The organism is Candidatus Sphingomonas phytovorans, from assembly GCA_029202385.1.
In the GTDB taxonomy this organism is placed as follows: domain Bacteria; phylum Pseudomonadota; class Alphaproteobacteria; order Sphingomonadales; family Sphingomonadaceae; genus Sphingomonas; species Sphingomonas phytovorans.
In genome coordinates, this window is record CP119314.1 from 4,440,526 (window position 1) to 4,452,952 (window position 12,427).

Below are 12,427 nucleotides of genomic sequence, written 5' to 3' on the forward strand. Positions count from 1 at the left end.
CGATGCCCGTGAAAGATTTACGCAACGACATTCTTCGTCCTCAGCAAGCCGTACAGGCTGAAGGAACCGATCAGGATGACATGCACGAGCAGCACGAGGGCAGCCGTCATCGCCATCAGTTCCGAAAGCTCTGCATCCTGCCCGATCAATATGATCGCGAAATTGGCGAAAAGAAGGTCCTTGTTCGGCACCAATGGGAGCCGCGAGACGAGCAGTCGCGCTGCGCCGAGGATCAGCCACATGCCGATCGAAACGGTCGGCAGCGCATAGTGCCAGGCAAAGGCGAGGAAGACCGATCCGGAGATCAGCCTGATGGCGTGAACCATGAAGATCCACCACAGGGTGCGGCGCGGCTGCGAGAAGACACGCTTGGAGAAGATCAGGAAGGGCAGCGACATGGCGAAGGTGATCGCTGCCGATGTCGCCACCGTGTGAAGCTGGATCGGCGTGAGCAGATCGACGCCGAGCGGCAAGGCAATCGCGATCATTCCCAGGGTGACGGCATTGCCCGCGATCGCGGACAGGATGCTGACGTCCTTCACCGCACCGAACGGGGCCGCCACCATCTGCGAGCGCTGCCGCGCCCAGGCGTAGAAATAGGCTTCGCCCGAATAGCCGAGCACCACGTCGTTCGCGATCCGCTTCTTCAGCAGCGCGGCCAGCCCGGACAGGGGAATGCGCCACAGCTTGCGGAAGATGATGAAGTCGCCGACCGGCGGGGCGAGATACAACAGGGTGAAGGCTACGTAGAAAAGCGGGTCGTGCGGCACGGCGCGACTCAGGCCGGCGAGGCCAGATCCGAACAGTTCGCGGAGAAGCCCCCCGATCATCGCGAGGGTGATGATGGCCCCGATCACCATGGGCCAGCGCCGTTTCAGCGTTTGCACGGGTTCGAGCCCGGCGAGGTCGGGGACCGTCACCAGGGGCGCATTGGCACTGTCGATGATAGGAATTTTCGAGCCCAGTCCGTCCACGTTTCGACCTGTTTTATTCTGGTTCCGGTCTTGACCGGGGTTGGCGCGCCTTTAGCTAGATCGTTTTTCTGCGGCAATTTGCAACCTGCACCCAAATAATGTCCGTTTTGTGCTGCGCTGCGACACTTTTGCTGCAATGAGCCGTTATGGCACTCCGCTAGATGCCGAATCCCTCTCTCCAGCCAGCCAGCATACTGGCCTATGCGCAGACGCTCGAAGGCGGCGGAGTCGAGCGGGTATTGCTGCGGCTCGCCCGCAGCTGGAGCGAGGCGGGGCGGCGCGTCACCCTGGTGATCGGCGACGCGAGCGGCCCGCTGGCGCGCGAACTGCCTCTCATCACACCCGAAACCCTGGACATCCGGATCCTCGGCGATCGCTCCTACGGTGGGCTGCGTGCGGTGGCGGGAATCGCTCGCGAGCTGTCGCCCGACCTGATCTTCTGCCCGGGCAACCATTATACCGGCATGGCCCTGTACCTGCGGCTCCGTCTCGGCCGACACTGCCCGCCGATCGTCGCCAAGGTATCGAACCGGCTCGACCGCGCCGACCAGGGGCCGCTTCTTTCGGCCGCCTATCGGGTCTGGCTGCTCACCCATCCGCACTTCGTCGATCACGTCGTCGCGATGACGGCGGCGATGCATGACGAATCGATCGCGAGGATGGGAATCGCAGCTGATCGGATCAGCGTGATCCCCAATCCGCCGGCGCATCGGGCGCCCTATGATAGGCCTGCCTGGTTGCCCGGGGGGCGTTTCCTGCTCGGCGTGGGCCGGCTCGCGCCGCAGAAGCGCTGGGATCGGATGATCGCTGCGCTGCCCCGGCTGGCGGATGACGATGTGCAACTGGTGATTCTGGGGGAGGGTACCGAACGGCCCGCGCTCGAGGCGCAGGTCGCCGCGCTCGGCCTGGATGGCCGGGTCCATCTGCCTGGCTATCATCCCGATCCATGCCATGTGCTGGCACGGGCGACCGCGGTCGTGCTGACGTCCGATTTCGAAGGCGTGCCGGGCGTGCTGCGCGAGGCGCTCGCCGAGGGGACCCCGGTGGTGTCGACCGATTCGAGCGTTGCGGTCAGCGAGATCGTCACGATCCCGGCGCAGGGCAGCATCGTGCCGGTGGGGGATGACGATGCCCTGGTCGGCGCGCTCGACCATTGGCTCATGCCCGATCGTCTACGCCCGAAACCGATGCCCGAACCGGGCGCCGATTCAGCGCGACGCTATCTCGACCTGTTCGATTCGGTCGTCGCCCGGCGCTAGCGCTCGGGTTTGACGCGGTCGGGATGCGCGGCTGCGATCTCGGGAATCGCATTCGCCGCGGCGTCAGCCGCCACCAGCCTGGGGAAACCCTCCAGCGGGACCGAGAGGCGGCGCGCGTTGAACATCTGCGGCACCAGGCAGACATCGGCGAGATTGGGCGCGTCGCCGCCGAGCAGCGGGCCGGGACCCGATTTCGCCAGCTTCTCCAGCGCCGTGAAGCCCTCGATGATCCAGTGGCGGTACCATTCGTCCTTCGCCGCCTGATCGGCGCCGAACTGGCTTTCCAGCCGCTTGAGGATACGCAGATTGTTCACCGGATGGATGTCGGCCGCGATCAGCAGCGCCTGGGCAAGGACGCGTGCGCGGGCGAGCGGATCGTGCGGTACCATCGGTGGATCGGGATAGAGCGCGTCGAGATAGTCGATGATCGCCAGGCTCTGAGTCAGCGCTTCGCCTTCCACCACCAGCGTCGGCACGAATCCCTGGGGGTTGCGCGCCAGATTCTCCGGCGACCGATGCACCCCTTCGAGCAGGGCGATATTCTCGCGCTCATGGGGGACGTGCTTGAGGTTCAGCGCGATCCGCACGCGATAGGCAGCCGACGACCGCCAGTAATCATAGAGCCTGATCATGCCGCGCTGGCCCCCTCTTCGCTGGCGTCCTCGATCGCGCGCTCCGAATTGCGCTCGAGCGCGACCTTGATCATCGCCACGATCGGGTCGGCCAAGGCCAGGCCGAGCACGCCGAACAGCGTGCTTGCCAGAATCTGCGACGAGAGGGTCAGAGCGGGTGGCAGGTCGACGGTCCGCCGGGCGACCATCGGGATCACGACATAGCCGTCGAAGGTCTGGACGGTGAAATAGATCGCGATTGCCCACAGGCCGGTCTCGACCCCGGCGCTGAAGCCGACCGCGGTCATCAGCACGCCGCTCGTGAAGGCGCCGATATTGGGGATGAAGGCGAGCAGGCCGGTCAGGATGCCGAGCAGCAGCGCCATCGGCACGCCGGCCGCCCACAGGCAGAGCCAGGTCAACACACCCTCGAACAACATGCCCGCCAGGCGCCCGGCGAGCAGCCGCCGCATCGTCGCCGCCATCCGGTCGATGGTGATGGCGAATTCGCCGCGCACGTCGGAAGGGACCATCCATTGCAGGCCGCGATCATAGAGCCGCGGTTCCATCGCCACGAACAGGCCGATCACCAGCACCATGAACAGGCTGGTCAGCGCCCCCAGCGCCGAGCCGACCCAGGAGGTGAGCTTGCCGAAGGACCCCATCGCCTGCTGGAGCAGGCCGTTCACATCGGCACGTCCCGGCATCAGGCCCATGCCCGATGCCCAGGTGACGAGATGGTTGGCCTGCACCTCGAGCGTCACGCGCAGTTGCTCCGCCTGGTCGGTGACCTGCACGCCGGTCATGTAGATGACGCCCACCACGAACGCGATGGTGCAGAGCACGACGATCAGCAGGCGGAGGCCGCGTCCGAGCGGCAGCACGCGCCCGATCAGGCGAACGCCGCCGTCGAGCATCGCGGCGAAGACCAGGCCGCCGAAGATGATCAGGATCGGCTGGATCAGCACCACCACCAGGGCCATCGCCGCGGCGAGCCCGAGCCACACGGTCGCGCGCTTCAGCTCCTTGCGGACGAAGGGATCGCGCAGTTCGTTCGGGCCGGGTTCGGTTGCTGCGGGTGGCGTCGCCATCGTCATTCCTTCGCAGTATCCCGCGCCGCGTGCAGCGAGGTGCCAGCACGGCCCGGACGGAAGCTCTGCCCCCAGGTAAAGGGATTCCACGTCCCGTTGCCGCTCTTAGAGAAAGTGATGAACTCGGCGCGGCCGCCCAGATTCTCCCAGGGCACGTCGCCGCCCAGGCCCATGGCCGACACGGAGAAGCGACTGTCGGCGCTATGATCGCGATTGTCGCCCATCAGGAACACATGGTTGGGGCGGATCGTGATCGGGCCGTAATTGTCGCCGTCGCTCGGTCCTGATTCGACCGTGTCGTAGTGGCGGCCATTGGGGAGCGTCTCGGTTACCAGCGTCAGGCGGCAATATTGCTTGCCGTCGGGGCCGGTCTGGAGCGCGCCGGGATATTGTTCCGGATCGCACACCGTCTTGGCATCGACCGGAATCAGCGTGTCGTGCGGCAGCCCGCGCTTCACCGCGGTGCCGTTCAGATAGACGGTGCCGTCGATCACCTGGAGCCGGTCGCCGGGCAGGCCGATCAGGCGCTTGATGTAGTCGGTGTTGCGTCCCGGCGGCGTCACGATGACGACGTCGCCGCGCTCGGGCATCTTCCCGAACAGCCGGCCCTGGATGAAGGGCAATTGCACGCCCCAGCTTTCCACCTCCTGATGCAGCACCAGGCTGCGGAACATCGCGACAGGGTTGGGGATGGTCGGCGAGACGAAGGACCAGCCATAGGCATATTTGGTGACGATCAGCTGATCGCCGACCTGTAGCCCGGGCAACATCGATTCGGACGGGATGTAGAAGGGTTTGGCGATGAAGCTGTGGAAGCCGAGCACTGCCAGGATCAGCCAGAGGATTCCCTTCACTTCGCCCCACCAGTCGGTGGTCGGGCGCGTGTCGACGGCTTCCGGCGCGGGCGCGGCCTCCTGTTCGGGCACTCGGTCCAACGCCAACTCCTCACTCATATGTCGTCCTACTCAGTCCTGATCGCTTCGATCACCACGAAGGCCTGCGCCCATGGATGATCGTCGGTCAGCGTCAGATGTACATGGGCGACGTGGCCTGCAGGTGTCAGCGCGTCAAGCCTCGCCCGGGCGCCGCCGGTCAGCGCCAGCGTCGGCGCGCCCGACGGCGCATTGATCACGCCGATGTCCTTCATGAAAACGCCGCGCTTGAATCCGGTGCCGACCGCCTTGGAGAAAGCCTCCTTCGCGGCGAAGCGCTTGGCCAGCGTGCCGGCCTTGGTAAAGGGGCGGCGATCCGCCTTGGCGCGTTCGATTTCGGTGAACACGCGATTCTCGAAGCGCGCGCCGAACCGGTCGAGCGACGCCTGGATACGCTCGATATTGCACAGGTCGGAACCGAGCCCGATGATCATGGAGCAAATCCTACCCGGTACGGGGAGGGGGACCATCCGCAGGATGGTGGAGGGGGGCTTCCACAGGCGAAGCGCTTGTAGAAGCCCCCCTCCACCACGCGCTGAAGAAGCGCGCGGTCTCCCTCTCCGTGCCGGGGAGGAATCACCGCGCGGCGTCCATCGCGGCGCGCATCGTGCGCACTGCCTCGCCAAGGCCGATGAACATCGCCTCGCCCACCAGGAAATGACCGATGTTCAACTCGCGCACCTGCCGGATCGCGGCGATGGGGGCGACATTGTCATAGGTCAGGCCGTGGCCGGCATGGACCTCGATCCCATTCTTGGCGGCAAGAGCAGCGGCGTCGCTCAACCGGCGCAGTTCGTCCGCCTGCGCCGCGCCTTCAAGTTCGGCATAGCGGCCGGTATGCAGCTCCACGACCGGTGCGCCGAGACGCAGCGCTGCCTCGATCTGGCGGGCCTCGGGCTCGATGAACAGCGACACGCGGATTTTCGCAGCGCCTAGCGCGCTGACCAGGGGAGCAAGCTGGTTATGCTGTCCCGCCGCGTCGAGCCCGCCTTCGGTGGTGCGTTCCTCGCGTTTTTCGGGAACGATGCAGGCAGCGTGCGGCCGGTGGCGCAGCGCGATGGCGAGCATCTCGTCGGTCGCCGCCATCTCAAGATTGAGCGGGATGGTCAGCTGTTCTGACAGGCGGGCGATATCGTCGTCGGTGATGTGGCGCCGGTCCTCGCGCAGATGCGCGGTGATTCCGTCGGCGCCTGCCTCGGCGGCGGCCAGAGCGGCGCGGACCGGATCGGGATAGCCGGCGCCGCGCGCGTTGCGGACGGTCGCGACATGGTCGATGTTGACGCCGAGCCGCAGGAAATCGTTCATGCCGCGGCCCGGCTGCCCGGCTTGATCGCGGGCAGGGCCGCCAGCTCGGGCGGCAGCGATTCGGCCCTGTAGGTCGGTACGTCGAGCCGGATCAGCGGGAAGAAGGGCACGCCCAGATCGGCCGTTCCGCTCGACCGGTCCACCAGCGAGGCGGCCGCGATCGTCTCGCCCCCGGCCCGTCCGATCGCCGCGATCGCCTCACGGGACGAAAGGCCGGTGGTGACGACATCCTCCATCATGAGCACCTTGGCGCCGGGCGACAGGCGAAAGCCGCGGCGCAGTTCGAACACGCCGTCGGGCCGTTCGAGGAACATCGCCTCGACGCCGAGCGCGCGCGCCATCTCGTGCCCGGCGATCACCCCGCCCATCGCGGGCGAGACCACGACGTCGATCCGAGAGCGCAGCTCGGTCGGGATTCGCGTCGCCAGTTCGGTCGACAGGCGGGCGCCCCGCGCCGGATCCATCAGCACGCGCGCGCATTGCAGGTAGCGGGAGGAACGCAGGCCCGAGGACAGGATGAAATGTCCTTCAAGCAGGGCGTCGGCGGCTCGGAACTCGGCCAGGATCTCGTCGTCGGTCATCTGCGCGGGTCTTTCGTGAAGCGAAGGGTTGATAGGAGCCCGGCAGGGGGCGCGCAACGTCCGGGTCGGCCCCAGTGTCAAAAAACGCCCCGACACGCTTGAGGCACCAGCACCTCCCGCGTATAGGCCCATCGCAACGAGCGTATGTCCGCTCGCGCGCCGGAGACGGAAAAGGCGCAATCAGGGGTGACGAGACGCATGCGCAGTAAGGGGTTGAAGTCGATTGTGCTGGCGGCAGGACTCGCGATAGCGGGTATCGGCAACGCCGCGGCACCGGCGCCACAGGCGGCCACGCCTACCACGACGGTGGCCCCGGCAACGACCAATGCTGCGCCGACCACCAGCGCCGCGCCCGCCGTCGCGGCGCCGGCCGATCCGATGCTCGTGCTCGATGGCGGGCCGGATGTCCGTCCGGTCCCGGGTGTCGGCATGCCGGTGGACGGGCATCTGACCCTGCAGGATCAGGTGACGCCGAATGGCCGTCGCGCTCACTGGTTCCACAATGCGATCCTGCTCCCCGTCATCACCGCCATCTCGGTGCTCGTGCTGTTCCTGCTGATGTGGGTGATGTTCCGCTATCGCCGCGCGGCGAACCCGGTCGCATCCAAGACCTCGCACAACACCTTCATCGAGATCATCTGGACCGCGGTCCCGGTTATCATCCTCGCGCTGATCGCCGCGCCCTCGATCGGGCTGCTCGCTGCGCAGTTCAAGCCGGCGCCCGCCAATGCCGTCACGCTGAAGGCGATCGGCAACCAGTGGTACTGGACCTATCAATATCCTGATCATGGCGGCTTCGAGATCACCTCGAACATGCTGAAGGAGAAGGGGCAGGTTCAGCCGGGCGAGCGTGCGCGCACCGATGCCGACGGCCCCGCGTTGCTCGCGACCGACAACCGTATCGTGCTGCCGGTCGGCGTGCCGATCCGCCTCATCACCACCGCGAACGACGTGATCCACAGCTGGGCGATGCCCGCCTTCTGGATCAAGCTCGACGCGGTCCCGGGTCGCCTGAACGAGACGAGCTTCACCATCGAGAAGGAAGGCGTCTATTTCGGCCAGTGCTCCGAGCTTTGCGGCGCGCGCCATGGTTTCATGCCGATCACGGTCGTGGCCGTGAAGCCAGCGGTGTTCGCCGCCTGGGTCAAGGCGAAGGGCGGCACGATGCCGGCCGCCGGCGGCGCCAAGCCGGCCGACGCAGCGGCGACCGCGCCGGCCGAAACGGCCACCGAAAACGCCACCGGACCGGTCGAGAACGCGACCAGCGCCGCTCCCGCCACCAACCAGGCTGCCGCGACCAACGTCGCCGGCGCCGGCAACGCTGGACAGTAAGACAATGACCGATACCGCCCTTCACCCGTCCGCGTTCGATGCGCACCATGACGATCACGCGCATCACGACGCCGATCACAAGCCGGCCTTCTTCGCGCGCTGGTTCATGTCGACGAACCACAAGGACATCGGCACCCTCTATCTGATCTTCGCGATCTGCGCGGGCATCATCGGTGGCGGCATCTCGGGCCTGATGCGCGCGGAGCTGGCTCATCCCGGCATCCAGTATCTCGGCGAATGGGCTGCCTGGCTGCCCGGCGGCGACCAGGGGCTGGATCACGCGCTGCATCTCTGGAACGTGCTCATCACCGCGCACGGCCTGATCATGGTGTTCTTCATGGTCATGCCGGCGATGATCGGCGGCTTCGGCAACTGGTTCGTGCCGCTGATGATCGGCGCGCCGGACATGGCGTTCCCGCGCATGAACAACATCTCCTTCTGGCTGCTGGTGCCAAGCTTCACGCTGCTGCTCGCCTCGCCCTTCTTCGGGGGCGCCGGCACCGGCTGGACGGTCTATGCGCCGCTCTCCACATATGGGGAGCCGGGGCCGTCGGTCGACATGGCGATCCTGTCGCTCCATCTCGCGGGCGCCAGTTCGATCCTCGGGGCGATCAACTTCATCACCACCATCTTCAACATGCGCGCGCCGGGCATGACCCTGCACAAGATGCCGCTGTTCGTCTGGTCGGTGCTGGTCACCGCCTTCCTGCTGCTGCTCTCGCTGCCGGTTCTCGCCGCGGCGATCACGATGCTGCTGACCGACCGCAACTTCCACACCACCTTCTTCGATCCGGCCGGCGGCGGCGATCCCGTCCTGTACCAGCATCTGTTCTGGTTCTTCGGCCATCCCGAGGTGTACATCATGATCCTGCCGGGCTTCGGCATGATCAGCCACATCATCTCAACCTTCTCGAAGAAGCCGGTGTTCGGTTATCTCGGCATGGCCTATGCCATGGTCGCGATCGGCGTGGTCGGCTTCGTCGTGTGGGCGCACCACATGTTCACCACCGGCCTCAGCGTGAACGTGAAGATGTACTTCACCGCAGCGACGATGGTCATCGCGGTTCCGACCGGCATCAAGATCTTCTCGTGGATCGCGACGATGTGGGGCGGCTCGATGAGCTTCAAGACCCCGATGATGTGGGCGATCGGCTTCATCTTCATGTTCACCGTCGGTGGCGTGACCGGCGTCGTGCTCGCGAACGGCGGCGTCGACGATTACATGCAGGACACCTATTACGTCGTCGCGCACTTCCACTATGTGTTGTCGCTCGGCGCGGTGTTCAGTCTGTTCGCCGGCTTCTACTACTGGTTCCCGAAGATGTCGGGCCGGATGTACAGCGAGTTCCTCGGCCAGCTGCACTTCTGGGTCTTCTTCATCGGCGTGAACATCCTGTTCTTCCCGATGCACTTCCTCGGCCTCCAGGGCATGCCGCGCCGTATTCCGGACTATAACCCGGCGTACGAGCACTGGAACTGGATCGCGACGGTCGGCTACATGATCATGGCCGCGTCCATGCTGGTCTTCTTCGTCAACCTGTTCTGGTCGCTGTTCGCGGGCAAGAAGGCAGGCGACAGCCCCTGGGGCGAAGGCGCGACGACGCTTGAGTGGACGCTGTCGAGCCCGCCGCCTTACCATCAGTTCGAGACGCTGCCGCGCATCGACTGACCGCACGGGGCCGCTCGCGGGCGGCTCAAGGAAATCCCCCTCCCGCATGCGGGAGGGGTTTTGGGGGAGGGCCTGTAAGGGCGCCTCCCTTCGATATGCCCTCCCCCGGCCCTTCCCGCATGCGGGAAGGGAGAATAAAGAAATGACCACGACGACCACATTGCCCGCCTCTGCCCTTCCCGCCGACTGGCGCGATTTCCTCGCGCTGACGAAGCCGCGGGTGATGACGCTCGTCGTCTTCACCGGCCTGTGCGGGATGCTGGCGGCGCCGGTGGGCATCGATCCGGTGCTCGGTTTCACCGCGATCCTGTGCATCGCGCTCGGCGCCGGCGCTGCCGGCGCGCTCAACCAGTGGTATGAGGCCGATCTCGACGCCAGGATGAAGCGGACCGAGCGCCGGCCGTTGCCGGCCGGCCGCATGGACCGGCAGGCGGCGCTGCATTTCGGCGTCGGCCTGGCATTCTTCTCGGTGATCCTGATGGGACTGGCGGTGAACCTGATCGCCGCCGCGATCCTCACTGCCTCGATCCTGTTCTATGTCCTGATCTATACCGTCTGGCTGAAGCGCCGGACGCCGCAGAATATCGTCATCGGCGGTGCCGCCGGCGCTTTTCCGCCGCTGATCGGCTGGGCGGCCGCCACCGGCGACATCGCGACGCTGCCGGTGCTGCTGTTCACCCTGGTCTTCCTGTGGACGCCGCCGCATTTCTGGGCGCTCGCGCTGTTCATGAAGTCGGATTACGCCGCCGCCGGCGTGCCGATGATGCCGGTCGTCGCCGGGGAGCGCACGACCCGATTGCAGATCGGGCTCTACACCATCCCGATGGCGGCGGTCGCGATCGCTCCGTGGGCGCTTGGCTTGACCGGCGCGATCTATGGCGTGGTTGCCATCGCGACGACGCTCGTCTTCGCCGCGCTCGCGCTTCAGGTCAGCCTGCGCACGACCGGCACGGGCGATGCGATGCGGCCCGAAAAGCGGCTGTTCGCCTGGTCGATCCTTTATCTTTTCATTATTTTCGGCGCGCTGGTCGTCGACAGGTGGGTCGGCTGATGAAGAACGAAGACGATCAGATTCGCGCCCGCCAGCGTTCCCGCGCGATCGTCATGGCAGTGCTGCTCGGCGCCTTCGTCATCCTCGTCTTCGCGATCAGCATCGTGAAGATCAAGGCCGGGGCGGCGCATTGACCCGCACGCTGCGCACCGCGATCCTCGCCGGTGTCGGCGTGTGCTTCATGACCGGGCTCGGTTATGCCAGCGTGCCGCTGTACCGCATGTTCTGCGAGGCGACCGGGCTCAACGGCACCACCCAGCGCGGACTGGTGGCGCCGGGCGCGGTCGGGCACGAGCAGGTGCGGGTCGATTTCGACACCAATGTCGCGCCTAAGCTGCCCTGGACGTTCAAGCCGGAAGTGCCGTCGGAAACGATCGCGATCGGCGCGCGCGATATGGCGTTCTTCACCGCGACGAACAACAGCGACAAGCCGGTGACCGGCACCGCGACGTTCAACGTCACGCCGGCCCAGGCGGGCAAATATTTCACCAAGATCCAGTGCTTCTGCTTTACGCAGCAGACGCTCAAGCCGGGCGAGACCGCCCGCATGCCGGTGATCTTCTTCGTCGACCCGAAGATCCTCACCGATCCCGACGCGGCTGACGTGAAGACGATCACCCTCAGCTACACCTTTTACCCTGTGGATTCCGCGAAAGCAGCCAGCTAGAGCGTTGTCGACAGCCTACTTAACGGGGACCGAAGAATGGCCGGCGCCAAGAACCACGACTACCATATCCTGCCACCCGATATCTGGCCGTTCGTCGGCTCGTTCTCAGCGCTCACCATGGCGATCGGTGGCATCATGTGGATGCATTCCGGCAGCGTGTTCGGCATCGGCGGCGGCACGATCTTCTTCATTGGCGTCGCGGCCGTTCTCCTCACCATGTTCTCCTGGTGGAGCAACGTGATCCGTGAAGCGCATGCCGGCGATCATACGCCGGTGGTGCAGCTTCACCTGCGCTACGGCATGATCCTGTTCATCGCCTCGGAGGTCATGTTCTTCGTCGGCTGGTTCTGGGCCTTCTTCGATTTTTCGCTGTTCCCGGCGCCGGTGCAGATCGCCGACGGCACGGTCAGTCTGATCGCCGATGCAGCGCGCGGCACCTGGCCGCCGAAGGGCATCGAGGTGATCGACGCGTTCAAGTTCCCGCTGCTCAACACGATCATCCTGCTCACCTCCGGCACGACGGTCACCTGGGCGCACCACGCCCTGATCCACAACCAGCGCGGCGGCGAGAAGACCGGCCTGTGGGGCCTGCTCGGCGTCGGCAACCGCGACGGCGTGCTCAAGGGCCTGTGGCTGACGATCGTTCTCGGCCTGCTGTTCTCGTCGATCCAGGCCTATGAATATGCCGAGGCGCCGTTCCCCTTCCACGGGATCAACTATGGCGCGTCCTTCTTCATGGCGACCGGTTTCCATGGTTTCCACGTCATCATCGGCACGATCTTCCTGATCGTTTGCCTGATCCGGGCGTATAAGGGCGACTTCACCCCGCGCCAGCATTTCGGCTTCGAGGCTGCCGCCTGGTACTGGCACTTCGTCGACGTGGTGTGGCTGTTCCTGTTCGTCTCGATCTATGTCTGGGGCGGCTGGGGCGCAGCGGTCCACGGCGGCTAGCCCC

Annotated in this window: 14 protein-coding genes; 7 read left to right on the forward strand and 7 right to left on the reverse strand. The window is 65.7% G+C overall.

Annotation, left to right across the window (positions count from 1 at the left end; all coding sequences use genetic code 11):
• Positions 1-17 precede the first annotated feature (17 nt).
• On the reverse strand, positions 18-923 hold the full coding sequence (locus P0Y59_20510) for a hypothetical protein (GenBank protein WEK02635.1): 906 nt from the start codon (positions 921-923) through the stop codon (positions 18-20).
• A gap of 212 nt (positions 924-1,135) precedes the next feature.
• Between P0Y59_20510 and P0Y59_20515 the strand changes: the two genes are divergently transcribed.
• Positions 1,136-2,233 (forward strand): glycosyltransferase, encoded by a 1,098-nt coding sequence (locus P0Y59_20515; protein ID WEJ99287.1) that lies wholly within the window; start codon positions 1,136-1,138, stop codon positions 2,231-2,233.
• Here the strand turns inward: P0Y59_20515 and maiA are convergent.
• The 6 genes from maiA to pyrE form a co-directional block, all read right to left on the reverse strand.
• A complete protein-coding gene (gene maiA, locus P0Y59_20520) occupies positions 2,230-2,865 on the reverse strand; it encodes a maleylacetoacetate isomerase (GenBank protein WEJ99288.1) in 636 nt (211 codons plus the stop codon). The genes P0Y59_20515 and maiA overlap by 4 nt on opposite strands.
• A complete protein-coding gene (locus P0Y59_20525) occupies positions 2,862-3,935 on the reverse strand; it encodes an AI-2E family transporter (GenBank protein WEJ99289.1) in 1,074 nt (357 codons plus the stop codon). The genes maiA and P0Y59_20525 overlap by 4 nt, the downstream gene beginning before the upstream one ends.
• Positions 3,936-3,937: 2 nt before the next feature.
• A complete protein-coding gene (lepB, locus tag P0Y59_20530) occupies positions 3,938-4,888 on the reverse strand; it encodes a signal peptidase I (protein WEJ99290.1) in 951 nt (316 codons plus the stop codon).
• Between the two features lie 8 nt (positions 4,889-4,896).
• Positions 4,897-5,301, reverse strand: a complete 405-nt coding sequence (acpS, locus tag P0Y59_20535) for a holo-ACP synthase (GenBank protein ID WEJ99291.1) — start codon at positions 5,299-5,301, stop codon at positions 4,897-4,899.
• Between the two features lie 142 nt (positions 5,302-5,443).
• Positions 5,444-6,172 carry a pyridoxine 5'-phosphate synthase gene (locus tag P0Y59_20540; protein WEJ99292.1) on the reverse strand — a complete coding sequence of 243 codons (729 nt, stop codon included), beginning with the start codon at positions 6,170-6,172 and terminating at the stop codon, positions 5,444-5,446.
• Positions 6,169-6,753, reverse strand: coding sequence for an orotate phosphoribosyltransferase (pyrE, locus tag P0Y59_20545; GenBank protein ID WEJ99293.1), 585 nt, complete (start codon positions 6,751-6,753; stop codon positions 6,169-6,171). Before pyrE ends, P0Y59_20540 begins: the two co-directional genes overlap by 4 nt.
• 198 nt (positions 6,754-6,951) lie before the next feature.
• Here pyrE and coxB point away from each other — a divergent pair, with 198 nt between their 5' ends.
• The 6 genes from coxB (at position 6,952) to P0Y59_20575 (ending at position 12,423) form a co-directional block, all read left to right on the forward strand.
• Complete coding sequence (gene coxB, locus P0Y59_20550) at positions 6,952-8,085, forward strand: cytochrome c oxidase subunit II (GenBank protein WEJ99294.1); 1,134 nt, start codon at positions 6,952-6,954, stop codon at positions 8,083-8,085.
• Between the two features lie 4 nt (positions 8,086-8,089).
• Positions 8,090-9,754: a cytochrome c oxidase subunit I gene (gene ctaD / locus P0Y59_20555; protein ID WEJ99295.1), complete on the forward strand. Its 1,665-nt coding sequence runs from the start codon at positions 8,090-8,092 to the stop codon at positions 9,752-9,754.
• 142 nt (positions 9,755-9,896) lie between these two features.
• Entirely contained in the window at positions 9,897-10,805 is a 909-nt protein-coding gene (locus P0Y59_20560; GenBank protein ID WEJ99296.1) for a heme o synthase, read from the forward strand.
• The gene (locus P0Y59_20565; protein WEJ99297.1) at positions 10,805-10,939 is read left to right on the forward strand and encodes a hypothetical protein; all 135 of its coding nucleotides are present in this window, start codon (positions 10,805-10,807) and stop codon (positions 10,937-10,939) included. Before P0Y59_20560 ends, P0Y59_20565 begins: the two co-directional genes overlap by 1 nt.
• Positions 10,936-11,472: a cytochrome c oxidase assembly protein gene (locus P0Y59_20570; GenBank protein WEJ99298.1), complete on the forward strand. Its 537-nt coding sequence runs from the start codon at positions 10,936-10,938 to the stop codon at positions 11,470-11,472. Before P0Y59_20565 ends, P0Y59_20570 begins: the two co-directional genes overlap by 4 nt.
• A 36-nt stretch (positions 11,473-11,508) precedes the next feature.
• Positions 11,509-12,423 (forward strand): cytochrome c oxidase subunit 3, encoded by a 915-nt coding sequence (locus P0Y59_20575; GenBank protein ID WEJ99299.1) that lies wholly within the window; start codon positions 11,509-11,511, stop codon positions 12,421-12,423.
• Positions 12,424-12,427 lie beyond the last annotated feature (4 nt).

Excerpts from the sequence above, each read along its gene's own strand:
- maiA (WEJ99288.1), bottom strand. The coding sequence starts at position 2,865 with ATGATCAGGCTCTATGATTACTGGCGGTCGTCGGCTGCCTATCGCGTG.
- coxB (WEJ99294.1), top strand. The coding sequence starts at position 6,952 with ATGCGCAGTAAGGGGTTGAAGTCGATTGTGCTGGCGGCAGGACTCGCG.
- lepB (WEJ99290.1), bottom strand. The coding sequence starts at position 4,888 with ATGAGTGAGGAGTTGGCGTTGGACCGAGTGCCCGAACAGGAGGCCGCG.
- P0Y59_20540 (WEJ99292.1), bottom strand. The coding sequence starts at position 6,172 with ATGAACGATTTCCTGCGGCTCGGCGTCAACATCGACCATGTCGCGACC.
- acpS (WEJ99291.1), bottom strand. The coding sequence starts at position 5,301 with ATGATCATCGGGCTCGGTTCCGACCTGTGCAATATCGAGCGTATCCAG.
- P0Y59_20525 (WEJ99289.1), bottom strand. The coding sequence starts at position 3,935 with ATGGCGACGCCACCCGCAGCAACCGAACCCGGCCCGAACGAACTGCGC.
- P0Y59_20560 (WEJ99296.1), top strand. The coding sequence starts at position 9,897 with ATGACCACGACGACCACATTGCCCGCCTCTGCCCTTCCCGCCGACTGG.
- P0Y59_20575 (WEJ99299.1), top strand. The coding sequence starts at position 11,509 with ATGGCCGGCGCCAAGAACCACGACTACCATATCCTGCCACCCGATATC.
- pyrE (WEJ99293.1), bottom strand. The coding sequence starts at position 6,753 with ATGACCGACGACGAGATCCTGGCCGAGTTCCGAGCCGCCGACGCCCTG.
- P0Y59_20565 (WEJ99297.1), top strand. The coding sequence starts at position 10,805 with ATGAAGAACGAAGACGATCAGATTCGCGCCCGCCAGCGTTCCCGCGCG.
- P0Y59_20515 (WEJ99287.1), top strand. The coding sequence starts at position 1,136 with ATGCCGAATCCCTCTCTCCAGCCAGCCAGCATACTGGCCTATGCGCAG.
- ctaD (WEJ99295.1), top strand. The coding sequence starts at position 8,090 with ATGACCGATACCGCCCTTCACCCGTCCGCGTTCGATGCGCACCATGAC.